Genomic DNA, 25,491 nt, shown 5'->3' with positions numbered 1-25,491 from the left:
ATTTTCAATGTCAAATATGGTGCTTAAATACAGTAAAAGCCAAATTGACAGCAAGTCCCCTGTTTTAGAGGGGAGGCAAAGGTACAAATTAGTTGACAGTTAATTGGAGAACAGGCAATAGTAAATAGGCCATAGTAAGTAGTGAGTATTCAATGTCAACAGGCAATGGTGAACAGGCAATAATGACCTGGCGAATGCAGGTAGTATAACATTACTCTCTAATCACCACTCACAACTGCCGACTTACTTTATACGCTTAGTGGATAATCATTTGCGGTTTTTGAAAAATGTCCGGCTCAATATGAATCAGGCTGGTAACAGCAAAGCTGATCAGGTTGGCGATCACTGACATAGTAAATCCCTTTTTCCAGCCACAGCCGGTGAGCAACCAGAGGGCGATGCCTTCTCCGGTTATTACTATGGCTTCAATTAAATATATGCTGATGTCGGTACTGATTTTTAGAATATGGGCTACGGGCCAGGAAATCAGGTTGACCATAAGGGCGTTCATTAATGCATCCGGTCTTTTCTTTCGCTTAAAAAAAAGTGCAATGATGGGTAACTCAAGAAGCAGGGTGAGGAAAAGATCCAATGCTAATCCCATTATAGAATATTGTTTGTTTTTTAGTATTTTTTGGGTCTTTCAGCTTACGTGCAATGGCTTTACCGACAAAAAAATATTTAAAGATGTTTATTATAAGCTCAATTTGCAAGTATAGTCACTTATTTTTAAATAACGCGTTGCTTTCGGCAGAAGCCGGAAATAATACGATAGAATAGTTATTAAAGTAATGGATGCAATTGGATAAAAAAATCTTTGTAAATGGAAGTCAGCGTTCTGAGTTTGACACCACCATTGTATTATGTATAGCCCAACTGGTGGTTTATTTGTTAATAATGGCGTTTTTGGATATGCTTTTTTGCCATACCTTTGCGGTCCGAAAACAACAACTTAATCAATTTACTTTATATGTCAGGAGCTTTAAAAGAAGTACGTAACCGGATTAAAAGTGTACAAAGTACCCAGCAAATAACAAAGGCCATGAAAATGGTAAGTGCCGCCAAGTTACGCCGTGCACAGGATGCGATTACACAAATGCGGCCCTATGCGCAGAAGCTGCAGGAAATGCTTAGCAACATCGTAAGCAATGGCGATGGCAATGTAAATATGGCGCTGGCGACTGAAAGACCAGCCGAAAAAATTATGATTATTGTTGTTACCAGCGACAGGGGATTGTGCGGCGGTTACAACAGTAACCTGATTAAGTTAACCCGTTCCCTGATTTTTGAAAAATATAAGACGCAATATGCCAAGGGCAATGTAACCATTTTGCCAATTGGTAAAAAAGGGTACGAGCACTTTTTGAAAAACGGATTTAAAGTGGTAGATAATTATTGGGGAATTTTCACCGGATTGAGTTTTGAAAAAGTACAGACTGCGGCTAAATATGCAATGGATGCTTTTGCCAATAAAGAAACTGATGTGGTGGAACTGGTTTTCAGTGAATTTAAAAATGCCGCCACACAGCAGTTTATAGCCGAACAATTTTTACCTGTAGGCCGTGTTGCGAAAAAAGCAGGCGAAGCAAATGCCGATTTTATTTTTGAACCTGGCAAAGATGTGTTGATTGGCGAACTGATGCCGAAGATTTTAAACACCCAATTGTTTAAAGCAGTGCTGGATGGTAATGCAAGCGAACATGGTGCCCGGATGACAGCGATGGACAAAGCCAGCGATAATGCGAACGAATTGCTTAAATCACTCAAAATAAGTTACAACCGTGCAAGGCAGGCTGCCATTACTACTGAGTTAACAGAAATTGTAAGCGGTGCTGCAGCGTTGAATGGCTAACATCCATCTCCGAGGCGGAAATGGAAAAGATAACATCTAACAAAATAAATTTTTATACCCCTTTAGGGGACAGGGGCCAATGGAACTTTCACAGATAATACCACATATTGAAGCCTTGATTTTTGCAAGTGACAAGCCGCTCATTAATACGGAGCTGGTTGAACTGCTGAACAATGCGCTGGGGTTTATTGAAGACAGGGCCACCGTTGAACAGGTAGATGCAGCCATTGAAGGAATATTCGAAAAATACAGTGCGGAGTTTTATGCATTTGAGTTAAGGCAAAGCGGCGGCGGCTGGCAATTTTTAACAAAAAAGGCATACCACAAAACAGTTGCCCAGTTAAATGGAGACAAATTTTTAAAAAGGCTTTCGAATGCTGCACTTGAAACCCTTGCCATTATCGCCTATAAGCAACCAATTGCTAAAAGTGAAATAGAAGCCATCCGTGGTGTGAACTGCGATTATGCGGTGCAAAAATTACTGGAAAAAGATTTGGTAATTATTTCCGGCCGAAACGAGGATGCTGTTGGTAAGCCGTTGATCTATGCTACTTCCAAATCTTTTATGGATTATTTTGGCATTAACAGCACCGCAGATTTACCCAAGATAAGTGAGGTACTGATGGAAGAACTGGTACAGGCAACTCTGGTAAATAATATGCCCTTAACAGAGCCATATGTGCCTGATAATATGGCTGAATTAAACCAGCACAATGATTTTGCAAATGCTGATACAGCAGCAGACGAAAAGGAAATGGAACTGGATGAAAGTGCCGTGCTATTAATTGAAGAAGAAATGATTGTTACAACTGATGATACAGCCTTTGATGAAGAGAACAGTGTGATTGAAAATGATCAACAGGAAGAAGATGCAGCAGGAGATAAAAAGGACGAAGTAACAGGTGTTGCTTCCAAGGAAGATAAACCGGAAGAGGAACAATCGGAATCATAGATTTAAAAATAAATTTTTAAATAAGGTATGACGAAGATTGTTTCTCATACCTTTTTTTATGGCGGTTCAAAAATGAAAAATAAAATAAAACACACCACATCAAACATGGCAAAGAATTTAACACACGAGCAACTTATTGAAGTGGCCAAAGAATTTGGCACTCCCGTTTATGTTTATCACGCAGAACGCATTGCGGCGCAATATAAAAAGCTGCAGAAGGGTTTTGCCGGTTGTAACGCCCGGTTTTTTTATGCCTGTAAATCGTTGACCAATGTAAATATCTTAAGGTACATTCATTCAATAGGCGCTTCACTGGATTGTGTAAGCATTAATGAAGTAAAACTTGGACTGATGGCGGGTTTTGCACCCAAAGATATTTTGTATACGCCCAACTGTGTAGACTTTGAAGAAATTGTAGCCGTAAAGGAATTGGGTGTCAACATCAACATCGATAACATTTCTATACTGGAACAGTTTGGCAATAATTTCGGTAGCTCTTACCCGGTGTGTATCCGCCTGAATCCGCATATTATGGCGGGCGGAAATTACAAAATCTCTACCGGGCATATTGACAGTAAATTTGGCATTTCTATTCACCAGATGCGCCATATTGAACGCATTGTAAAAACAACAAAATTAAATGTTACCGGTATACATATGCATACCGGCAGCGAGATAAAAGACATCAATGTTTTTTTAGAAGGCCTGGCGGTGATGTTTGAACTGGCCAGCCATTTTCCCAATCTTGAATTTATTGACCTGGGCAGCGGCTTTAAAGTGCCTTATCAACCCGGTGATGCGGAAACAGATGTAAATGCGTTGGGCGAAAAAGTAGCGATTGCCTTCCAGGAATTTGAAAAAGAAACGGGGAGGAAATTACAGGTATGGTTTGAGCCGGGCAAATATTTAGTGAGCCAGTGCGGCTATTTTGTAGTAAAGGCGAATGTTATCAAACAAACCCCGGCCGCGGTTTTTGTGGGCGTCAACAGTGGGTTTAATCACCTGATTCGGCCTATGATGTATGATGCCTATCACCACATCGAAAACATCAGCAATCCCAAAGGAGCCGAAAGGATTTACACTATCGTTGGTAACATTTGTGAAACAGATACTTTTGCCTGGGACAGAAAACTAAATGAAGTACGGGAAGGTGATTACCTTGTTTTTTACAATGCTGGCGCCTATGGTTTTGAAATGAGCAGTAATTTTAACAGTCGCTTAAAACCTGCCGAAGTAATGGTGATTGATGGCAAGGCGAAACTTATCCGCAAAAAAGATGAATTTGAAGACCTGCTGAAAAACCAGGTAATTTAGCCGCACAGCTAAAAATAATTATAACGCGGAAAACAAACCCCAGGTAAAATGGGGACTTGTTTTCCGCGTTTTGTTTTGTGCAACTAGCCTTCCCGTATTACCTGATGTATTGACACACAGTGCTTTCGTGCAAAAGAATATGGCCAAACAGTTGCATTCCGGCTTTAATTAATGTAACTTAATTGTCTAAAAACGATTGATATGAAAGTTCCACACGTCTTAGCCCGCTTAGCCATTTATTTACTTTCGCTTGTAATGATCATTTTCGGAATCCAGCATTTTTTACATCCCCGCGATCTTGTAAATTATGTACCACAATTTTTACCCGGCGGATTGATATGGGTCTATTTTGTTGGCATTGCGTTTATCCTGGTCGCTGCAGCATTTATTCTTAACAAGTGGGTAAAAGCCGCAGGCTACCTGCTGGCAGTGCTGCTTTTTATATTTGTACTCACCATTCACTTCCCAAATTTCATGAATGCAGGCAATGCCGAAGCGAAACAAATGGCATTGATTAGTCTGCTAAAAGATACCGCCATCGCCTGCTTTGCCTTGTACATCGGAGCCGGCGCACATCACCAGAAATTACATATGGAAGACAGTGACTAAAATTTTGTTTCACCCAAAGCAGACAAAGGATACCAAGAACCAACCGATGGTTCAGCCGCAAATAGTCTTTTTTTGACAGTGAGCGGATACGCCGATTCATTTCTTTGGTCGGGTTGTATTCTTATCGCCCCTTGTGTGAGACAAAATAATACTATTTTTGAATAGCGGGCAGCGTTAATTCCGTTATTTAAATGATCAAAAACATCTCTTCTTTCATTAAAAACAAACCTGCACTGGCGGTAGGTTTTTTGTTCGCAACCTCCAGCCTTTTGTTCGGCACCTGGGTGGCAGCAATACCCACCATAAAACAGCGGCTAAATTTTGATGATGGCAGCCTCGGTTTGTCATTGCTGTTATCGCCGCTTGGTGCTATCAGTGGCATGCTGTTATCTACAAGAATATTCAGCAAAGTGCCTGTTGGCCGCTGGATGCTGAATGGTTACCGCTTGCTCTGCCTGCTCATGATATTGCAAATCAATTCGCTTAACCGGCCCATGTTTTGGCTGATACTATACCTTTATGGATTTTGCAGTTTTTTGAACGGTGTATCTGCAAATGCAACAGTAAACATCATGGAAAAAAAAGCAGGCCGCTTATTCATGAGCACTTGCCATGGCATGTATAGTTTGGGCGGTGCGGTAAGCGCCGGTTTGGCCGCATTACTCATTTCATTGCATATCGTGGCCGGATGGCAGATTGTAATTGTAGCCAGCACCATTTTAATCATTATCACGCTCAATCAAAAGCATTTACTCATACACCAGGATATTATTCACAGCCGTTCCGGAATTAAACTTCCCTCGCCAGCTATTTTAGGCATTTCCTTTATCTGCATGGTCACTTTTATGGCAGAGGGTTGTGTTGCCGACTGGAGCGCTATTTACCTGAAAGAAACGCTGCATGCGCACAAGGCGCTCATCAGCCTTGGCTACGCCGGTTTTTCAATTGCTATGACGCTTGGAAGATTAAACGGCGACGGCCTCATCGCCTCCATTGGCAGTAAAAAAATCGTGATCACTGGCTGCCTGTTATCGGCAACAGGGTTTACCATTGTTGTATTGGCACCTGTGGTTCCCGTTGCCATACTTGGATATATCTTAATTGGTTTTGGCTCGTCCTGTATTGTGCCCGTTTTATTCAGTGCGGCGGCCAACATTCCCGGTACAAGCACCGTTGAAGGATTTGCTATGGTTACAACAGGCGGACTGATAGGCTTCCTCGCCGGACCTTCAATCATTGGCTTTATCTCAAAAATTTCTGATTTGTCAAAAGGCTTGTCGTTACTGATTGTAATGGCTTTACTGGCTGCAGCCGTAGCATGGAAAAATAAATTTTTCGCTGATAAAAAGACGGCCATGCCCGAGCTGGAATATGATGAGCAGCTTTATTAATGATTCCATTTTCAAGATTTTTTGTCCGGGCTAAAACAACAGCTCTTTGGTGCATTTGTGGCGTCGCACTCTTGTACATGTACAGCAATGTGGTACCCCCTTAAATTTATTGGCTCATTGGTTTACCTGTACCAACATCCCGGCTGCAAAGTGTTCGTTGTTTAATTTGCTCTCTCTTTTTGTTAATGCAAAAATTTTGTCGTTGATATCGTAATAAACTTGATGTCAACACCTAAATAAAGTGCTTTGAGAAAAAGTAAAAAAAGCTTACATTTATAACAGTTCTTTTTTTCTACATCCTAAAAATTTATGTTATGGACATTCTCCACCGGTTTGAATATTGGGGCGATCACCATCATCCTAAATGGGTAGATATTATACGCATCGCCCTGGGGGTATTCCTCTGTTACAAAGGCATCGACTTTCTCCGCAACACCAGTTTACTCATTAGTCTCATGTCGTCGGGCAGAGATACTTTTGGTTCTTTCCTTACGGTGTTACTGGCGCATGTAATTCCCTTTATTCACATTGTTGGCGGTATCATGCTGGTACTCGGTTTATTTACCCGTTTTGCCTGCCTGATACAAATACCTGTATTGATAGGCGCCATCATTTTCGTAAATATGGCTAAAGATGTATTACTGCCTTATTCCGAATTGTTTATTACGATTGTTGTGCTGCTATTGTTGGTTTATTTTCTAATTGCCGGCAACGGTCCGCTGGCATTTAAAATTGCGGAAGAAAAGAAACGGGGAACAGGAATGTAATAATGAAATTGGCCTTGCCGCAACAGGCCGATGCGCAATGTTATTTGGTTAAGGTTTTAATTGTCACACTATTCAGGGCGTGGATAAAAAATAGAAATAAGAAATTGGGCTTTAGCCCAAATAATAGTTTGGCTAAAGCCAATAAAACTAATAATTATTCTTGATTCCACGCCCTGAAGGGCGTGGCAATTAAAATAGCATTGCTTAACTTAATGACATCAGGCCGCAGCCTGATGCTGCAGATTACCCAGACACTAAATGCCATTATTTTTCATCCTCATTTTTAAAAGATAAATCTGCGCTTTCATAAAAGCCGCCATAAAAAACAACTGTACACGAGTGCGACGCAAATGAAGCTAAATTGAAAAATACAGCCCGGACAAAAATTTCATTTCCAAAAGATTGTTTTACAAATAGTTTAACAGCATTTATTTTTTCTGCATCTTGCGGATGTCAATATTTTATATAACATTTACATCAGCAAACCTAACAGTACCACCATCCTGGTTGTACTGCACAAAAAAATACAAAACCATTATGGACCCCGATGCTGTTAACCGTTCTGAAAAGTTCAGTGCAACTTTTTTGTGTACCCTTCTGTGCCTTTCTTTAATTTTCCTCTTGTTCTCCTGCAGTAAAAAAGACAAATGGATTGAAGTTGATCCTGCCTTTAGTAAGTACGTGGATGCTTATACTACCGGCATCATCAGCAAGACTGCAGCCATTCGTATTCAACTGGCAGCAGCCGCCAACACCACGCACACGCTGGGTGAAGAGGTGAAGGAAACGCTGTTTGATATTTCGCCTTCGGTGAAAGGTAAAGCACGATGGGTAGACGCCACCACCATTGAATTTAAACCCGACGAATATTTAAAACCCAACCAGCTGTACCAGGTACAATTCAGCCTGGGCAAGGTTACAAAGGTGCCGGATAAATACAGCGACTTTAAATTTAGTATGCAAACGGCAAAGCCGTCGTTTAAAGTTTCAGATGAAGGTTTGCGAAGTAACGGCACTAAAAACAAGATGTCGCTGGGTGGCAACCTGGAAACAGCCGATGTTGAAAGGGGAGCGGAGATTGAAAAATTATTGTCGGCTTCACAAAATGGAAATGCCTTAAAAATAAACTGGCAACACAATGACGTTGCTAAATCGCACAACTTTATTGTGGAAGCGATTGCACGCGGCAACAACGCAAGCAACGTGAATCTGCTTTGGAACGGGCAACCTATGGGCATTGAATTAAAAGGCAGCAAAGAAATAGCCGTACCTGCGGCCGGGGATTTTAAAGTGCTGAATGTTGCAGCCACCAACGAAGCGCAGCAATATGCGTCGGTACAGTTTAGTGATCCCATTTTAGTCGGGCAGGACCTTACCGGTTTGATAACCATCAGCAACCAGGCTGATATTTCATACACCATCAATGGCAGCGAGGTAAAGGTTTTTACCAGCGGAAAACTGGATGGCAATTATACCGTCAACATCAATGCAGGAATAAAAAATACGTGGGGCGATACATTAAGCAATGGCTTTACCAGCAACATCAATTTTGAAAATAAAATGCCGTCGGTAAAGATCCAGGGCAAGGGAAATATATTGCCGAACTCCGGCCGTTTGGTGCTGCCTTTTGAAGCCATTAATTTAAGTGCGGTCGACATCAGCATCATCAAAATTTTTGAAAACAATGTGCCGCAATTTTTACAGGACAATAACCTCGGTGGCAATTCAGACCTGCGCCGCGTAGCCAAACCAATCGTTCAAAAAACCTTACGGCTGGATGATGACAAAGCACTGGACCTGCACAAACACCAGCATTTCAGTTTAGATATTGACAAGTTTTTAAAAACAGAACCCGGTGCCATTTATCACGTTACCATCGGCTTCAGACCGCAATATTCTTTGTACCAGGGCGCTGTAGATACCACTGCAAAAGATGCAGGGGAGGAGGAGAATTATTATGGTGATGAGGAAGAAAGTTACAGCAACAACAATGGCCTGGATGAAGACGATGAATTCTGGAAGCGCTACGATACCTACTATCCTTACGGCTATAACTGGCAACGCAAAGATGATCCTGCCAGCAAATCTTATTACAACAAAGACCGTTGGGCTACAAGAAATATTTTAGCAAGTAATATCGGCCTTACGGCCAAACGTGGCAGCGACAATAGTTTGCTGATAGCGGTCAGCAATATCCTCACAACAAAACCAATGAATGATGTTGACCTGGAGATAATGGATTACCAGCAAACCATCATCAGCAAAGGCAAAAGTGGCAGTGATGGCTTTGCAACTATTGATACCAAAAGAAAGCCATACTTACTGATTGCAAAAAAAGGAAATGAGCGGGGCTATTTAAAACTGGATGATGGAAGTTCACTGGCCTTAAGTCGTTTTGACGTGGGTGGCGAAGAAGTGAAGAACGGCATTAAGGGTTTTATCTTCGGCGAACGGGGTGTATGGCGGCCGGGAGATACGATGTATATCAATTGCATTATTGAAGACAAGGAAAAGAAATTACCACAAGACCACCCGGTAGAATTCAGCCTGTTTACACCGCAGGGACAATTGTACAAACACATCATACAAAACGATGCCACAGACGGTTTTTATTTATTTAAAACCAATACCGATGCCAGCTCACCAACGGGTAACTGGCTGGCCAAAATAAAATGCGGTGGTGCCAATTTTGAGAAGACGATTAAGGTGGAAACAGTAATGCCCAACCGCTTAAAAATTAATGTTGATTTTGGCAAAGATGCGGTGCTGGGCAAAGGCAATGAAACCACAGGTACGATCAATGCCAAATGGTTATTCGGTACACCGGGTAAAAATTTGAAAGCAAAAATTGATGCATCCCTGTATGCTAAAAGAACAGGCTTTGCAAAATTTGCCGGTTATGATTTTGATAATCCTACCAGCAATTACAGCACACAAAGCAAAACCATTTTAGATGGCACACTGGATGCAGAAGGCAATGCCACCATCAAACCAAATTTTGAAATGGATGAATCGGCGCCAGGCATGTTGACGGCTAACATGATAATCAAAGTTTTTGAGCCGGGCGGCAGTTTCAGCATCGATAATATGACGGTGCCTTACAGTCCGTATGCAAGTTATGCCGGATTAAAATTACCCGAAGGCGAAAAGCCATTTGATTATTTACTGGCCGGGAAAACGCACACTACACAAATTGTAAACGTTGACAGCAAAGGGAATTTGCTAGGTGGCAACACGGTAGTGGAAGTACAGTTTTACCGCATACAATGGCGCTGGTGGTGGGATGATAATGGCGACAACCTCAGCAACTTTACACAAAATGAATACAATAAATTATTAAAAAAAGAGACCGTCCAGCTTACCAATGGCAAGGGGCAGTGGCAGTTTGGAACGTCAGCAAATGAATGGGGACGTTACCTGATTTTAGTAAAAGATATTAAGAGCGGTCACACCACCGGATCAACATTTTATATTGATGAGCCGGGCTGGCAAAGCAGGAGTGGTGATGAAGACCAGTCTGCTGCTTCGATGTTATCATTTGCAAGCAATAAAGAAAAATACAATGTTGGAGACGAAATACAATTGAATATACCCAGCAGTAAAGGCGGTCGTATTTTGGTAAGCCTGGAAAGCGGCAGTAAAGTAATAAAAAATTTCTGGCAGGAAACTACACAGGGTCAAACACAAGTGAAGTTTAAAGCAGATGCTGCGATGGCGCCGAACATTTATGCAACGGTAAGTTTGTTACAACCGCACGCACAAACCATCAATGATTTGCCGATCAGGATGTATGGCTCTATCCCCATTTTTGTAGAAGATAAAAACACTTTGTTGCATCCGGTGTTGACAATGGCTTCAGCCATACGGCCCGAACAAAATGTTTCATTTACCGTAAGCGAACAACAGGGAAAAGAAATGACATACAGCATTGCAATCGTAGATGAAGGATTGCTTGATCTGACAAGATTTAAAACACCTGACCCGCATGAAGCTTTTTATGCAAGAGAAGCCCTGGGTGTAAAAAGCTTTGATTTGTTTGATTATGTAATTGGCGCATGGGGTGGCGACCTGGAACGCATTTTAACCATCGGCGGCGATGCAGAAGGAGGCCCGGTAAAACAAAAGACAGCCAACCGGTTTAAGCCGGTAGTGCAATACCTTGGGCCATTTCATTTAAGCAAAGGGCAGCAGCAAACCAAAACGTTCAGACTGCCATCTTACATTGGTTCTGTAAAAGCCATGGTGGTAGCGGCCCATGAAGGCAGTTATGGATCAACAGAAAAAACAGTTGCAGTAAAAAAGCCGCTGATGCTGCTGGCAACTATGCCAAGGGTACTTGGTCCGGGCGAAACCATCAAGTTGCCCGTAACGGTTTTTGCGATGGAGAACAATATTAAAAACGTAAACGTAACGCTGCAGTCAAATCCATATTTAGAAGTTGTTGGCACTTCGGCACAAACTGCCAGCTTTACACAAACCGGCGAACAGATGTTGTACTTTGATGTAAAAGTAAAACCAAATGTAGGTGTAGGTAAAGTGAAATTACTCGCCAGTTCAGGCGGCGAAAAAGCAGATTATGAAGTAGAGCTGGATATAAGAAATCCGAACCCTGCGGTGACAAGTGTAAGTGAAATTACACTGGCGCCGGGCCAGCAATGGAACACAGTGGCCAACGCCATTGGTGTGGCTTCAACAAGCACCGCTGTAGTGGAAATTTCAAGCCTGCCATCTATGAATTTGCAAAAGCGCCTTGATTATTTAATTGAGTATCCGCATGGTTGTATTGAACAAACGACTTCAGCCGTTTTTCCGCAACTGGTATTAAATCAGTTGACAGATTTGGATGACTATAAAAAATCACTGGTAGATAAAAATGTAAAAGCGGGCATTGCAAGAATGCAAAATTTTCAGCGCCCGGATGGAGGCTTTAGTTACTGGCCCGGGGGAGGCGAAAGCGATGAATGGGGCAGCAATTATGCAGGTCATTTTTTAGTGGAGGCGCAAGCCAACGGGTTTTTTGTGAGCGATAATTTATTGCAGCTATGGAAAAATTACCAGCGCGGCAAGGCCAACAGTTGGGTGGTAAACAGCACCAATTTTTATGGTGCCGATCTAACACAGGCTTATCGCCTCTACACGCTCGCACTTGCCAAAGCGCCCGAGCTCGGCGCCATGAACCGGCTGAAAGAATTTAAATATTTATCGCCCGAAGGCAAATGGCGGCTGGCTGCGGCTTACAAGCTCGCCGGCCAGGATGCAACCGCACAGGCGCTCATTCAGGGCTTGTCCACCACCTTCGCCCCACGTCCCAATCCGGGCATCAGTTTCGGCTCCGGTTTAAGAGATGAAGCCATGGTGCTGGAAACACTAACCATCATGGGCAAACGAAACCAGGCAGCGCAATTGTTGCCCACCATTGCAGCCAAACTTTCGCAGGATGATTGGTACAGTACACAAACCACATCGTACTCACTGATTGCTATTGCAAAGTATTGCGGTAAAAATCCATCGGGTACCAAGATAATTGCCAGGGCTTCGGCAGGCGCAAAGGCAACCGACATTAATTCGGCTTCCTACATCCGCCAGTTACCTGTGTTGTTTAAAAACGGCAGCGCCAATGTATTGGTCAGTAACAACGGCACTAACACGTTGTATGTGCGCCTCATCACAAAAGGACAGCCTTTAAGCGGCGATAGTTTAAAAGTAAACAATAACCCTGCGCTGCTTACAATGTCGGTAAGTTACCTTACGCAAAATGGTGCTGCGGTTGATATCAGCAAGCTGACACAGGGAACAGATTTTGTAGCCAAAGTAACCGTTAAAAATACAGGCCGGCGTGGTACTTACAGCCAAATGGCATTAACGCAAATATTCCCCAGTGGCTGGGAGATATTGAATGCCCGCATGCTCGGTGGCGAAGGTGCTTTTAAATCTTCCTACTCAACGTACCAGGATATCCGCGATGATCGCCTGTACACTTATTTTAACATCAACCAGTTTGAAACCCTTACTTATTATGTGCAATTGAACGCATCGTACCTCGGCCGTTACTTTTTGCCGGGCACGTTCGCCGAAGCCATGTATGATAACAGTATTACGGCTGGTGTAAACGGCAAATGGGTAGAGGTAGTTGATCCGCAACATCAGTAAGCAAGACCCTGCCGGCGGCTGCAAGCCCCGGCAGCGGTTTAATAATAAGTATAGTACATTTTTTGTCCGGGCTAAGAAGCTATGTGGATCATTGTTGCATCGCCCTCTTATACTTTTATGGCTTTTGGCAACGCTTTAAACTTGCTACTGTATTGATATAAGCAGGTGCTTAATTCAAAAAAACATAAACGGAGTTTTTTTAAACAGTGGTAAAATAGAATTGAATTGGAACAACTTTTTTCTAAAATCAATAAGTAAATTGTAACTGTTGTTGATGAGTAAAGCAAAAGAAAACATGAAGCCTGCAAAACCCAAATACGAAAGACTGTTAGCTGCTATTGGTCATACAATTGAGGTGGCCAGGCAAAATGCAGTAAGGGCAATTAATACTGAATTGGTAAAAGCCAATTGGGAAATTGGCAGACATATTGTTGAATTTGAGCAGCAGGGAATGGAGCGGGCAGAATACGGAACTGAGCTACTGACAAGGCTTTCAAAGGATTTAGTATATCGGTATGGCAATGGATTTGGCAGACGCAACATTTTGGACATGCGTAGATTTTACCTTGCATATCAGAAATGGCAGACAGTGTCTGCCAAATTGAGTTGGAGCCATTATATAGCATTAGTTAGTATTACTGATGATACCGCAAGAAGGTTTTATTTGAAACAGGCAATTAATGAAAAACTGTCTGTAAGGGAACTTGAGAGACAAATTGATTCTTCTTTATTTGAACGACTTGCATTAAGTAAAGATAAAAAAGGAGTATTGCAACTTTCAAAAAAAGGGCATGTTGTAGCTGATGCAACAACAGTAGTAAAAGATCCCTATGTGCTGGACTTTCTTAAAATTCCCATAAGTCACCGCATGTCTGAAAGGGGACTTGAGCAAAAGATAATTGATAATTTACAGCAATTTTTATTGGAGCTGGGCAAAGGTTTTACCTTTGTCGCCAGGCAATATAAAATATCACTTCGTAATAAGCACTACTCAATTGATCTTGTTTTCTACCATCGCATTTTAAAGTGTTTTGTAATCATCGATCTTAAAATCAGGAAGGTAAACCATGGTGACATCGGGCAAATGAATCTGTACCTTAATTATTTTAAAACTGAAGAAAATGTAGTAGGCGACAATGAGCCCATCGGGATTATTTTATCCACAGAAAAAGACGAAGTATTGGTTGAATACGCAACGGGAGGGATTTCCAATAAAATATTTGTTTCAAAATATCAGCTTTACCTGCCAGATAAAAAGCAATTGCAAAAGAAAGTAAAAGCAATAATAGAAGGTAAATAATTACGATCAAAACGGGCATTACATCTACGAAGTCGCAAGACTTTGAAGATAATTTCTGAAGTGTATTTGCTAACTCCGCAATAAGATATAACATTTGGCAGACACTGTCTGCCAAATTGAAGCGGACCTTTTTTGAATTAATCAGCAAACGAAGAAAAATGAATTATCCTTAAAGTGCCCACCGAAGAAAATAAAAATACAAACACTAAAAATGGCTGGAGTAAACTCCGCATTAAGCCACCATTCAGGCGATGGGGGCTGCTGCTCTCACCGATATTGTTAACCTGGTTCTGGTTTGCATTACCCAAACAATTATTCAACGCTCCAACAAGTTACATCATCGAAGATAAAGATGGTAACCTGCTCAACGCTACCATTGCAGCAGATGGCCAGTGGCGTTTCCCACCCAACAAAAATGTACCGCAAAAATTTATTGACTGCATCACCACATTTGAAGACAAACGTTTTTTTTACCATCCGGGTGTAGATCCAATTGCCATCAGCAGGGCATTAATAAAAGACATCAAAAACAAGGAGACAGCGCAAGGTGGCAGCACCCTCACCATGCAGGTAATCAGGTTATCAAAAGAAGACAACCGCCGCAGTATCTGGAACAAAATAAAGGAAAGTATCCTTGCTGTAAGGGTAGAGGTTTCGTATTCAAAAAAAGAGATTCTTTCAATGTACGCCAGCAATGCACCATTTGGAAGCAATGTAGTAGGATTGGATGCAGCAGCCTGGCGCTACTTTGGCCGCAGCCCGGATAAATTAAGCTGGGGGGAAATGGCTGCGCTGGCCGTATTACCCAATGCGCCAGCGCTCGTACATCCGGGAAAAAACAGGGACATATTGTTAAAGAAACGTAACCGGTTGTTGGATAAACTTAAAAGTGATCATAAAATTGATGAAAGCAGTTGCAACCTGGCCAAGCTGGAACCCTTACCTGGCCAACCTTTAACTTTACCACAAAATGCGCTGCATTTATTTCAACGCTTTAAAAATGATCATAGCGGCAACGAACAAACGAAAGTAATTACTACTGTAGAGGTCAGTTTACAAAAGCAGGTGGCTAATATTGTTCAGCAACACCAGTCTGTTTTAAAAGGCAATGGCATCAACAATGCCTGTGCATTGGTACTGGATGTGGAGACCGGAAATACGCTGGCATATGTGGGCAATATTTATGATCCCGCCAATAAGGAAATGGAAAGTGATGTAGATGTAATTGCGGCGCCCCGAAGCCCGGGCAGTGCACTAAAACCAATTCTATATGCGTCCATGCTAAGCGACGGATTGATTTTACCAAACAGTATCATTGCAGACATTCCTATGCAAATCGGCAATTATGCGCCACAAAATTTTGACCTGGGGTATGACGGCGCCGTGCCTGCAAGCAATGCCCTGGCAAGAAGCCTCAACATACCGGCCGTAAAATTATTGCAGCAATATAAATACCAGCGCTTTTACGAAACCCTGCAACAGTGCGGCATTTCAACCCTCAACCGCTCCGCCGATACATACGGACTTAGTTTGATTCTCGGTGGTTGCGAAGTAACCATGTGGGACCTGGCAGGTGTATACGCTTCTATGGCAAGGGCATTGAATCACCAGGCAAAAAATGAAGGCAATCTTAATACCAATGATTTTCATCCACCCAATTACAAACTGCCGGCGCCCAAAATAAATGCGGTGAAAAAAAATATTCCGCTGGACGCGACTTCCATCTGGTTCACCTTCCAGGCCATGAAGGAAGTTATGCGGCCTGGTGAAGAAGGCCTGTGGCAGGAATTTGTTTCTTCTCAAACCATTGCATGGAAAACTGGTACCAGCTTTGGTTTCAGGGACGGATGGGCGATTGGCATCACGCCAAAAAATGTAGTGGCTGTGTGGGTAGGAAATACGGACGGAGTAGGGCGACCAGGACTGATTGGTATTAAAACAGCGGCACCTATATTGTTTGATATTTTTCGGTTATTACCCAATGTGGCCTGGTTTAATAAGCCTGCTTACAATTACAGCAATGTAGCCGTGTGCAAACAAAGCGGTTTTCGTGCAAACATAGATTGCCCGGATGTGGATACTTTATTCATGCCCGTCAACGGACAAAAAGCCCCGCTCTGTCCATACCATAAAATGATTAACCTCGATGCAGCCGGCCAGTACCGGGTTACAGAAGATTGTGAAAGTCCATCTGCCATGCAGCATAAAAGCTGGTTCGTTTTATCCCCTGCTATGGAATATTATTACAAACAAAAAAATGCCGATTACAAAGTGTTGCCTGCTTTTAAACCCGGCTGTAATTTTGCAGAGACAGGCCGGCTGATAGAAATTATCTATCCTCAACCTGATGCAAAAATATATGTACCCTTCGAAGTAAGCGGCCAAAAAGGCAATACCATTTTTACCGCCGCCCACCGGCGGGCCGGCGCAAAAATTTACTGGAGCCTCGATGATAATTTTGCAGGCACTACACAAAACTTTCACCAGATCGCTTTGAATCCTTCACCCGGAAAACACATCATTACATTGGTAGATGAAAATGGAGTAAGTGTTTCAAGACAGTTTGAAATACTGGAAAAAGAAAAGAATTGATTCAAAGCCTTGCGGCATAAAGAAAGAGCTTCGGATAAATTTACTAAAGCCGGTTATAAAAAATCTCCTATTTTTATTTATCAATAAACAAATCAAAGCAATATTTTATGGCATTGGAAATGGTAGACGATCCACAGGACAGCAATGATGATTACAATGGTGGAAGTGACGGTGGTGGTGGATTTAGCTCAGGTGGCGGGCGTGGCGGAGGAGGAGGTTTGGGAACACTCCTGAATTTTTTACCGCTTGTATTCAGCCTGTTTGGCGGAAGAGGCGGTGGAGGTAGTGGCGGTGGAAAAGGCGGCTGTGGTGGCGGTATGATTTTAATACTCGTATTAGCAGCAGGTGGCTATTTTCTTTTGCGCAACCAATCCTGTACTGGGCTTTCTACTGTTGCCAATGTAGTGTCTAATTTTACAAAAGGCGGCACACTCGATCCCAACGAATTTAAAAAAGCCAGCGTGTACGAAGGCCTGGAAGATGACAACACAAAAAATCCTTTACCTGAAAGTGTTTCCCTGCTGCGCTTTGCGCCCGACCGGCAGAACCAGGGCAAGCAGGGCAGTTGCGTAGCCTGGAGCAGTGGCTATGCCGCCCGCAGTATTATTGAAAGTGCCAGCACTGCTCAAAATCCAAATAATGTAGCCTTTAGCCCTGCATTTTTATACAACCAAATCGGTATGGATGGCTGCCAGGGTTCTTTCATTTTGAAGGCCATGGAATTTATGACCAACAAAGGCGCTGTTCCTTTTAATGAATTTCCATACGATGAAAATAATTGCAGTCGTCAACCCACCAATCAAATGATGAGTGAAGCGGCACAAAACCGCATGCATGGTTTTAACCGTTTAACAGAGGGTGATGGTGTTAGCAATTTAAGTATGCGTGCCGTAAAAGAACATCTTGCAAAAGATGCACCGGTGGTTATTGGTATGATGGTAGGAGGCAGTTTTATGGAAGGTATGATGGGCCAGAAAGTATGGCACCCAACACAGGAAGACTATAGCCAGACCGGCTTTGGAGGACATGCGTTGTGTGTGATAGGGTATGATGATCGCCTTGAAGGCGGCGCCTTCCAGATCATGAACAGTTGGGGACCGGAGTGGGGACAAAACGGCATTGGCTGGGTTCGTTATGGTGATTTTAAAGGGTTTGTAAGAGAAGCCTATGGCATCGATCCCATGCCAAAAAGAGGAGCTGCATTGAACGTAGATTTTGAATGCAATATTGGCCTCGTAAACAACGATACCAAACAATACATTCCGCTAAAAGTGAGCACTGCAAATACCTTCATAACTACTACGCCTGTACGCAAAGGCACTAAGTTTAAAATAGAAATCAAAAATGCCATTGAGTGCTACATTTATTTGTTTACGCCCAACCCTGCCGGCAGTAGTTTTGTGTTGTTTCCCTACAAACCCATTCACTCGCCGTATTGCGGTATCACGGGTTACAGGCTGTTTCCAAAAGCGCAGTCCATCCGTGCGGATAGTTTGGGCACAAAAGATTTTATGGGCATCGTGGTTAGCAAGGAACCGCTGGATTATAACGCCATCAATGCATCTATTAACAAGAGCAGCCAGTCAACTTACGCCGGTAAATTAAATGAAGTCATCAGTAGTGCGGCCATAAAAAATGTAAATTTCAATAGCACCAATAATGGAGGCATCTATTTTAAAGCAGATGCCACGGATAAAAATAAAGTGGTTGGTTGCGTGGTTGAAATAGATAAGCAATAAATTAATGGTCCGGGCTAAGAAGCAATGTGGATCATCGTTGCGTCGCCCTCTTGTACGACTGTGCAAAAAGGAACTTTCATCGAAGCGGAGCGGGCGTGTACGCATTTTAAGTTTATTTTAAAACGGACGGTCTAAAGCAAATAAATTATGCAGACAATTTTAGGAGCAAACGGAACAATCGGTTCGGTACTGGCCAAAGAGTTAACAACCTATACCAGCAGCATCCGCCTCGTAAGCCGCAATCCAAAAAAAGTGAATGCAACGGATGAGCTCTTCCCGGCAGACTTGTCAGATCCTGCTCAGGTAGAGAAAGCCGTTGCAGGCTCAGACATTGTTTATCTGCTTGTCGGTTTTGAATATACTTTAAAAATATGGCAGGAGAAATGGCCAAAACTAATGCAGGCCACCATTGACGCCTGCAGTAAACACAATGCCAAACTGGTGTTCTTTGATAACGTATATCTCTATGATATCAATGCCATACCGTACATGACGGAAGATTCGCCCATCAATCCGCCCAGCAAAAAAGGAATGGTGCGCAGGCAAATTGCAGACATGCTTATGACCGCCGTAAAGCAAGGCAGACTAACCGGTTTAATCGCACGCTCTGCCGATTTCTACGGGCCGGATAATGACAAAAGTTTTTTGATTGAAGTCGTTTATAAAAATATCAAAAAAGGTAAAAGGCCCAACTGGTTTATAAAAACAGATAAAAAACATTCTTTTACCTTTACACCGGACGCTGCAAAAGCCACGGCCATACTGGGAAATACGCCCGATGCTTACGGACAGGTGTGGCATTTACCAACAGATAAAAATACATTGACTGGCAAAGAAATGATCAATCTTTTTACAAAGGAAATGAATGTACCCGACAAGATTTTTACATTGCCCATGTGGTTACTTAAATTGTTGGGCCTGTTCATGCCGCTTATGCGAGAGATGCCAGAAATGATGTACCAGTACGACCGCGACTATGTATTCGATTCATCGAAATTTAATACCCGGTTTAACTTTACACCAACTACTTATCAGCAGGGCGTAAAAGAGACCATCGCACAAACAAAGCAAAGTTAAAACAGGCATTTTATTTTAGCGGTATCCATCTGCAAACAATTATCATTTATCTTTAAACCTATGAAGAAAAACCTGTTCTTTTTTATCACCCTGATGCTTATATCATTTTCCATTTGTGCACAGGAAAAAAAATTATACAATCCGGCAGCTGATGCCAAAGCTGATATTGAAGCTGCCGTAAAAAAAGCCGCTGCCGAAAATAAATTTGTGGTGTTGCAGGCAGGCGGCAACTGGTGCAGTTGGTGCCTGGAGTTTGCAAAAATCAGCAAAGCAAATCCGCAGATCGATTCATTGATCAACAGCAGCTTTGTTTGGTACGAGTTGAACTTCAGCAAGGAAAACAAGAATGAAGATGTATTTGCAAAATATGGTTACCCGCAGCGTTTCGGCTTTCCGGTATTTATTATTTTGGATGCCAAAGGTCAGCGCATCCACACCCAAAACAGCGAATACCTGGAGGACGGAAAGAAGAGTTACGATCAAAAAAAAGTATTTGAATTTTTACAACAATTGACACCAAAATCTTTGGCTGCTGAAAACTATAAATAATAACTGGTCATTTCTCCGCAAATAAAATTTCAGTTGATATGCTTCTTTGTGTACTTTGTATCTCTTGTAATCATTGTGTGAAAAAACATGTATAATGAATTCCAATAAAGATGAGTTTATCCAGCTTGTGCGTAACCGCTTTAAGTTTCCGCTTTTTTTGCTAACCAAATTACCAGCTGCTTTTTTTTCAGGAGTAAGGGTTCAACAAATTGATGAAGCAGGTGCTACTGTAACTGTACCTTACAAATGGTTTTCCCAAAACCCTTTTAAATCAACCTATTTCGCCTGTCTCGCCATGGCAGCAGAACTCAGCACCGGCGTGCTGGCTATGATGCATACCTACAAAAGTAGTCCTGCCATATCCATGCTGGTGACTGGTTTGGAAGCTGCCTATTTTAAAAAGGCAACAGGCATCACAACTTTTACATGTGCACAGGGACTTGATATTAATCAAACAATTGAAGCCGCCATAGCATCGGGCGAGGGTAAAACAATCAAAGTAAAATCTACCGGAATTAATAATAACGGAGAACTCGTGGCAGAGTTTTTTATAACATGGTCTTTCAAAGCTAAAAAGTAGTATTTGTTTACAGATACTAAAATGTAGGTTTGTTAAGCGTTAATGGAACCTAGTTGCTTAAAATCTTTACCCATAATATTTTTATTACGATAATTATAAAAATAGAGACAAATGATTGCCAACGTGTATGAGCCTATAAATTCTGCAATCTCCGGACCTGCCATATATATCCTCCAATAATGACGAATGGCATCAGCAGATGCAGTTGCTGAAACAGTAGGAATTGCCGCTAATGACAGTTTTAATAGCAACCACGACACAAGAAAAAAAACGCCGATTGAAATTGGGGGGATAGGTATTTTATATTTTTGAGCAATAGTAGATATCGATTTAAAATGATAAACGCAAAAAGGGAGCACCATTCCAAAAACAACGGTAAATATTTTAAACATCAAATCCATTCCTAAGAATCTTGATATACCATGCTTTAGTTCACCATCCATTGTTTTTCCATCAAATACAATCATATTGTGAATATTAAATTCATGCTGCACGTTGATTTTATTAATCTCTTCCGGCGTTGCAAATCCAAACACCCTCTGTCCCCAGCTAATCTCCTCTCCGGCGCCAAAAAATAATATCAGTGCTAACAAGAGTAGAAATATATTTCTGTTCTTTGTGAAAGTAACTACCAGCAAAACAGCTGCTATAAAATAAAACAGGGAAGTGAGCCATTCAAAAAAACTATCCTCCTTGCCCCAGGCAATAACTGTATCCCCATCGGCAACATTATAAAATAAATAACTTGATATTAATACAATGGGTACTGAAATAATGTAACTACTTAGTGAGCTGATTTCACCTAAATAAGCATTCGTCTTAACCCGTACATAATTCTGTTCAGGTGAAGGGGCAAATTGTTTGTGCAGTTTTTTATTATCCGTTGATAACATACTAATCAATTTAAAATTAACAATATGCTTTCGTAGAAAAAGGGACAAATAGCGTTTAATATGCTTAACTGAATTGTTTTTAAAAATAACAATTAATTAATACAAAAAATGATCTGGACAAGTATTTATTTATTTAAAATAATATAGCAGTTAAAATCCGGTTTTCGCATACAATATTGTAATACTTCGGCGGATACAAACTATGGATGGGAATTAAAATTCTTTACATTAGTCAAGTTATATTTTCTCGATCGGCTTGCCGGGTTTGGCATAAGCAAATCTTCCTAACAAATCTGTAGCATAGTATCCATCTGTGCCAAGACTGCAAACGCTGTTCGCTTTTTCAAGGTGAAGATAGCCGTCGCTGGCAAGAATAGTTTTATCGATATATACGTCCAGTACTTTACCAATTATAAAGAAAGTTCCGTTGTGCCGGATAGGAATGATTTCTACCAGTTCCATTGCATATTTGATTTTACTTTCAGCAACAAAAGGTGCGGTACAGTTTTCCCTCCATTCTATACCAAGCCCCGTTGCTTCAAACTCACTTTCATCTGCTATATATTTCGCACTTGCCTGGTGTGCCTTTTGTATAAATGATGGGTGAATATGGTTCATGGTATACATACCGTTTGACTCAATATTAGCAATGGTGTGCGGAGCAGCTTCCCTGGGCCGGTTGATAAAGCCAATCAATGCCGGATCTGAACCAAGATGTACCAGGTTACTGAAGACACCCAGGTTGGCTACTTTATTTGTGCCGATGGTGCCTATTAAAGTGGCGCCTTTAAAACCACTTAAGCAATTGATAAAATTGGCCCGGTAAAATCGGTCCCATGTTTTTATTTCATCGATGGAATAATGCTGCATGTTGGTTTATTTAACTAGTTGAGCAAATAGAACATTCCTTGTTTAAATTTGTTGAGTGGCCGTTCCAAAGTACCGGTTAGCCCATTGTATTTCTTTGACAGTGAGGTGATACAACTGAATTTAATTTCTTTATATTTCTTGCTCAAAAATCCAATTTATTTTTTGGTATTTATTATTTACACAATCGCTTTTCGCTATCTTCAAACACTAAATATATTCTGACGATGAAAATAGCTTTTCACGGAGCTGCAAGAACCGTAACAGGTTCCAAACACTTACTTACTTTAAACAACGGCAAAAAAATATTACTGGATTGTGGTATGTTCCAGGGCATGGGCCAGGAGACAGATGAACTCAATTCAAGTTTCGGTTTTATACCTGCTGAAATAGATTACCTTATTTTATCACACGCCCACATTGATCACAGCGGCTTAATACCAAAGCTGGTGAAGGATGGATTCAATGGTAAAATATTTGCTACACCAGCTACCAAAGATCTTTCCGCTGTGCTGATGGAAGATTCTGCCGGCATACAGGAAAGTGATTTAAAATTTATAAATAAACGCCGGGCAGCAGAAGGGCAACCTTACCTGCAGCCGTTATACTCTACCGCGGATGCACTGCGAGCGGTTGACTTTTTTGAAACAATTGAATACGATACCTGGTTTACTATTGAAGCCGGCATTGAATTTTGTTATACAGATGCCGGTCATATTATCGGCAGTGCTGCTGTACATTTAAGAATTACCGAAAATGGAAAACTAACCCGCCTTACTTTCAGCGGTGACGTAGGCCGTTACCGTGATGTAATTTTAAAAGCGCCTGAAAGATTTGAACAGGCAGATTATATTTTGATAGAAAGCACTTATGGTAACAGCCTGCATGATGAACACAACCCCACACCGGATGCATTACTGGAATGGATCAACCATACCTGTATTTCAAAAAAAGGCAAGTTGATTATGCCAGCCTTCAGTGTGGGACGCACACAGGAAATTTTATATGCGCTTAACCAGCTTGAACTTGAAAACCGTCTTCCCCCATTGGAATATTTTGTAGACAGTCCGCTGAGCAAAACAGCCACCACCATCATCAAAAGTTATCCGCAATATTTTAACGACCGCATCCGGAAAGTAATAGAGAATGATGATGATCCATTTGGCTTTAAAGGGTTAAAATTTATTAACTCCGTTGAAGAGTCAAAGAATCTTAATTATTATAAAGGGGCCTGCGTTATTATTTCTGCAAGTGGTATGGCAGATGCGGGAAGAATAAAACACCACATCAGCAACAATATTGAGAATAGTCGCAATACCATTTTGTTAACCGGTTATTGCGAGCCCAATTCACTTGGCGGCAGACTAATGAAACATCCCAAGGAGGTAAGTATTTTCGGGCAGCCACATGAAGTAAATGCGGAAATTGGCGAAATGCGCAGCATGAGCGCCCACGGTGATTATGAAGACCTATGCCAGTTTTTGGCATGCCAGGATCCTGCACAGGTGAAACAACTATTTTTAGTGCATGGTGAATATGATGTACAGACGGATTTCAGGCAAAGGCTGTTAAGAAAAGGCTTTGCCAATGTTACTATACCAGAACTACATTCAGCAGTAAAATTGATGTAGTCAATATTTTTATAGTTCCTTTATCAGTTTCAGCAGAGCCTCTATCTTAATGGCGTTCCATTTAAGTCCTTTACGGAAACCTTAGGCAAATAGCATTGTATGTTATCAAAATAAGATGCCACACTTACAGTTTGTAGTAGTTTTTCTACATCCTTTATGGACTTAATTTTTATTGTAACTGCCTTCTAAATATTATCTTTACGGCTGGCATGTTTTTATTTTACGCAGGCGTGCTTGAGCCTTAACTTACATACTTATACAATACTCTAATATGATAAAAAATATACTGAGTAACCCTTCAATGGCAGCAGAGTTGATACTGGCAATAATTCTATTTTTATTAGCGTTGGTAAAAGTGCTGCTTTTTGTAAAAATCAGATCACACTCGATGGTAATTTCCAGGATAATTTACTTTTCACATTTTAGTATTGTCAATTCCAGGAACGAATATAGCAGGCGTTTTAAAATAACGCAAAACCGGTTGTCTATTGCTTTTTTTCTTATACTGATCCCGGAGATCTTTATGTTCTTAATCAATCATGTTTGGTCTGTATACTAAAATCACCATTCAGTTTTGTTCCCGCTCCATGGCCAATTCTGGCGGCCTGCATCTCTTGTTGGTCTGAATTCTTTCATCGCTTGTTACGGATACAATTGTAAAGTATACACGCAATTGCAGTTTAGTTTCAATAACTTTAGATGCTATCCTATTCGTTCAGCTAATGCCTTAAACCTGATGCTACTACCCGTTCGCTTTAAACCAGCTTATTTTGCAGCCGCTTTTATTTTATTTTTTGCAGAAGTACTTATCGCCTTGTATGCTCACGATCAAATTATCCGGCCTTATATTGGGGATATGCTGGTGGTTATATTGATTTATTGTTTTGTAAAGGCTTTTGTAAATACGCCAGTAACCTCAACAGCAGTTGCCGTGCTGATATTTGCCTGTACGGTTGAAGTAATGCAGTATTTTAAGATTGTTACCTTACTTGGTTTGCAGCGCTCCGCAATTGCCAGGGTTGTAATTGGAACGTCCTTTGAATGGATTGATTTAATTGCTTATACAGTTGGTATTGCCATTGTATTGTTGAGTGAAAACATCATCGCTCTAAAACAGGGTGTTAGGATGCAAGCATGATCTTGGCAACTTTGTAACAGTCCGTGTTGCTACCTATTAATGGCAGTTGCTCCCTTTTGTAAAATGCAATACGAATGGTAATTGGCCCCG

The 25,491-nt window shown here is 41.5% G+C and carries 18 protein-coding genes; 15 read left to right on the top strand and 3 right to left on the bottom strand.

Going from position 1 to position 25,491, the window contains the following annotated elements; translation table 11 throughout:
- Window positions 1-256 precede the first annotated feature (256 nt).
- Window positions 257-604: a hypothetical protein gene (locus JWR61_RS22820; protein WP_301930018.1), complete on the bottom strand. Its 348-nt coding sequence runs from the start codon at window positions 602-604 to the stop codon at window positions 257-259.
- A gap of 366 nt (window positions 605-970) precedes the next feature.
- Here JWR61_RS22820 and atpG point away from each other — a divergent pair, with 366 nt between their 5' ends.
- The 13 genes from atpG to JWR61_RS22755 all read left to right on the top strand — a co-directional run bounded on the left by atpG (window position 971) and on the right by JWR61_RS22755 (window position 20,872).
- Window positions 971-1,852 carry an ATP synthase F1 subunit gamma gene (gene atpG / locus JWR61_RS22815; RefSeq protein ID WP_290335477.1) on the top strand — a complete coding sequence of 294 codons (882 nt, stop codon included), beginning with the start codon at window positions 971-973 and terminating at the stop codon, window positions 1,850-1,852.
- Between the two features lie 79 nt (window positions 1,853-1,931).
- Complete coding sequence (gene scpB, locus JWR61_RS22810) at window positions 1,932-2,804, top strand: SMC-Scp complex subunit ScpB (protein ID WP_301930017.1); 873 nt, start codon at window positions 1,932-1,934, stop codon at window positions 2,802-2,804.
- 105 nt (window positions 2,805-2,909) lie between these two features.
- Entirely contained in the window at window positions 2,910-4,118 is a 1,209-nt protein-coding gene (lysA, locus tag JWR61_RS22805) for a diaminopimelate decarboxylase (RefSeq protein ID WP_301930016.1), read from the top strand.
- 201 nt (window positions 4,119-4,319) lie between these two features.
- Window positions 4,320-4,727, top strand: coding sequence for a hypothetical protein (locus JWR61_RS22800; RefSeq protein ID WP_290335480.1), 408 nt, complete (start codon window positions 4,320-4,322; stop codon window positions 4,725-4,727).
- Window positions 4,728-4,918: 191 nt separating this feature from the next.
- Window positions 4,919-6,118, top strand: coding sequence for an MFS transporter (locus JWR61_RS22795; RefSeq protein ID WP_301930015.1), 1,200 nt, complete (start codon window positions 4,919-4,921; stop codon window positions 6,116-6,118).
- 314 nt (window positions 6,119-6,432) lie between these two features.
- Window positions 6,433-6,885 (top strand): DoxX family protein, encoded by a 453-nt coding sequence (locus JWR61_RS22790; protein WP_290335483.1) that lies wholly within the window; start codon window positions 6,433-6,435, stop codon window positions 6,883-6,885.
- Window positions 6,886-7,422: 537 nt separating this feature from the next.
- On the top strand, window positions 7,423-13,035 hold the full coding sequence (locus JWR61_RS22785; protein ID WP_301930014.1) for an Ig-like domain-containing alpha-2-macroglobulin family protein: 5,613 nt from the start codon (window positions 7,423-7,425) through the stop codon (window positions 13,033-13,035).
- A 274-nt stretch (window positions 13,036-13,309) separates the two neighbouring features.
- Window positions 13,310-14,335: a YhcG family protein gene (locus JWR61_RS22780; protein WP_301930013.1), complete on the top strand. Its 1,026-nt coding sequence runs from the start codon at window positions 13,310-13,312 to the stop codon at window positions 14,333-14,335.
- 174 nt (window positions 14,336-14,509) lie between these two features.
- Window positions 14,510-16,927, top strand: a complete 2,418-nt coding sequence (gene pbpC / locus JWR61_RS22775) for a penicillin-binding protein 1C (RefSeq protein ID WP_301930012.1) — start codon at window positions 14,510-14,512, stop codon at window positions 16,925-16,927.
- A gap of 107 nt (window positions 16,928-17,034) precedes the next feature.
- A complete protein-coding gene (locus JWR61_RS22770) occupies window positions 17,035-18,666 on the top strand; it encodes a C1 family peptidase (protein WP_301930011.1) in 1,632 nt (543 codons plus the stop codon).
- A 147-nt stretch (window positions 18,667-18,813) separates the two neighbouring features.
- A complete protein-coding gene (locus JWR61_RS22765; RefSeq protein WP_301930010.1) occupies window positions 18,814-19,743 on the top strand; it encodes an NAD-dependent epimerase/dehydratase family protein in 930 nt (309 codons plus the stop codon).
- Between the two features lie 60 nt (window positions 19,744-19,803).
- Window positions 19,804-20,292: a thioredoxin family protein gene (locus JWR61_RS22760; protein ID WP_301930009.1), complete on the top strand. Its 489-nt coding sequence runs from the start codon at window positions 19,804-19,806 to the stop codon at window positions 20,290-20,292.
- A 94-nt stretch (window positions 20,293-20,386) separates the two neighbouring features.
- On the top strand, window positions 20,387-20,872 hold the full coding sequence (locus JWR61_RS22755) for a DUF4442 domain-containing protein (protein WP_301930008.1): 486 nt from the start codon (window positions 20,387-20,389) through the stop codon (window positions 20,870-20,872).
- 32 nt (window positions 20,873-20,904) lie between these two features.
- Here JWR61_RS22755 and JWR61_RS22750 read toward each other — a convergent pair whose 3' ends face one another.
- Together JWR61_RS22750 and JWR61_RS22745 are read right to left on the bottom strand one after the other, a co-directional pair.
- Entirely contained in the window at window positions 20,905-21,774 is an 870-nt protein-coding gene (locus JWR61_RS22750) for a hypothetical protein (protein WP_301930007.1), read from the bottom strand.
- 228 nt (window positions 21,775-22,002) lie between these two features.
- Window positions 22,003-22,635 (bottom strand): flavin reductase family protein, encoded by a 633-nt coding sequence (locus tag JWR61_RS22745; RefSeq protein WP_301930006.1) that lies wholly within the window; start codon window positions 22,633-22,635, stop codon window positions 22,003-22,005.
- A gap of 224 nt (window positions 22,636-22,859) precedes the next feature.
- Between JWR61_RS22745 and JWR61_RS22740 the strand changes: the two genes are divergently transcribed.
- Both JWR61_RS22740 and JWR61_RS22735 read left to right on the top strand, forming a co-directional pair.
- Complete coding sequence (locus JWR61_RS22740; protein WP_301930005.1) at window positions 22,860-24,263, top strand: MBL fold metallo-hydrolase RNA specificity domain-containing protein; 1,404 nt, start codon at window positions 22,860-22,862, stop codon at window positions 24,261-24,263.
- Window positions 24,264-24,999: 736 nt separating this feature from the next.
- Complete coding sequence (locus JWR61_RS22735; protein WP_301930004.1) at window positions 25,000-25,401, top strand: DUF2809 domain-containing protein; 402 nt, start codon at window positions 25,000-25,002, stop codon at window positions 25,399-25,401.
- Window positions 25,402-25,491 lie beyond the last annotated feature (90 nt).

Source organism: Ferruginibacter sp., from assembly GCF_028288465.1.
Classification (GTDB): domain Bacteria; phylum Bacteroidota; class Bacteroidia; order Chitinophagales; family Chitinophagaceae; genus Ferruginibacter.
This window is presented reverse-complemented; position numbering and strand designations above follow the sequence as displayed.

Bases quoted from the DNA above. Each gene is read 5' to 3' on its own strand.
- JWR61_RS22820 (WP_301930018.1), bottom strand. From the start codon at position 604: ATGGGATTAGCATTGGATCTTTTCCTCACCCTGCTTCTTGAGTTACCC.
- atpG (WP_290335477.1), top strand. From the start codon at position 971: ATGTCAGGAGCTTTAAAAGAAGTACGTAACCGGATTAAAAGTGTACAA.
- scpB (WP_301930017.1), top strand. From the start codon at position 1,932: ATGGAACTTTCACAGATAATACCACATATTGAAGCCTTGATTTTTGCA.
- lysA (WP_301930016.1), top strand. From the start codon at position 2,910: ATGGCAAAGAATTTAACACACGAGCAACTTATTGAAGTGGCCAAAGAA.
- JWR61_RS22800 (WP_290335480.1), top strand. From the start codon at position 4,320: ATGAAAGTTCCACACGTCTTAGCCCGCTTAGCCATTTATTTACTTTCG.
- JWR61_RS22795 (WP_301930015.1), top strand. From the start codon at position 4,919: ATGATCAAAAACATCTCTTCTTTCATTAAAAACAAACCTGCACTGGCG.
- JWR61_RS22790 (WP_290335483.1), top strand. From the start codon at position 6,433: ATGGACATTCTCCACCGGTTTGAATATTGGGGCGATCACCATCATCCT.
- JWR61_RS22785 (WP_301930014.1), top strand. From the start codon at position 7,423: ATGGACCCCGATGCTGTTAACCGTTCTGAAAAGTTCAGTGCAACTTTT.
- JWR61_RS22780 (WP_301930013.1), top strand. From the start codon at position 13,310: ATGAGTAAAGCAAAAGAAAACATGAAGCCTGCAAAACCCAAATACGAA.
- JWR61_RS22770 (WP_301930011.1), top strand. From the start codon at position 17,035: ATGGCATTGGAAATGGTAGACGATCCACAGGACAGCAATGATGATTAC.
- JWR61_RS22765 (WP_301930010.1), top strand. From the start codon at position 18,814: ATGCAGACAATTTTAGGAGCAAACGGAACAATCGGTTCGGTACTGGCC.
- JWR61_RS22760 (WP_301930009.1), top strand. From the start codon at position 19,804: ATGAAGAAAAACCTGTTCTTTTTTATCACCCTGATGCTTATATCATTT.
- JWR61_RS22755 (WP_301930008.1), top strand. From the start codon at position 20,387: ATGAATTCCAATAAAGATGAGTTTATCCAGCTTGTGCGTAACCGCTTT.
- JWR61_RS22745 (WP_301930006.1), bottom strand. From the start codon at position 22,635: ATGCAGCATTATTCCATCGATGAAATAAAAACATGGGACCGATTTTAC.
- JWR61_RS22740 (WP_301930005.1), top strand. From the start codon at position 22,860: ATGAAAATAGCTTTTCACGGAGCTGCAAGAACCGTAACAGGTTCCAAA.
- JWR61_RS22735 (WP_301930004.1), top strand. From the start codon at position 25,000: ATGCTACTACCCGTTCGCTTTAAACCAGCTTATTTTGCAGCCGCTTTT.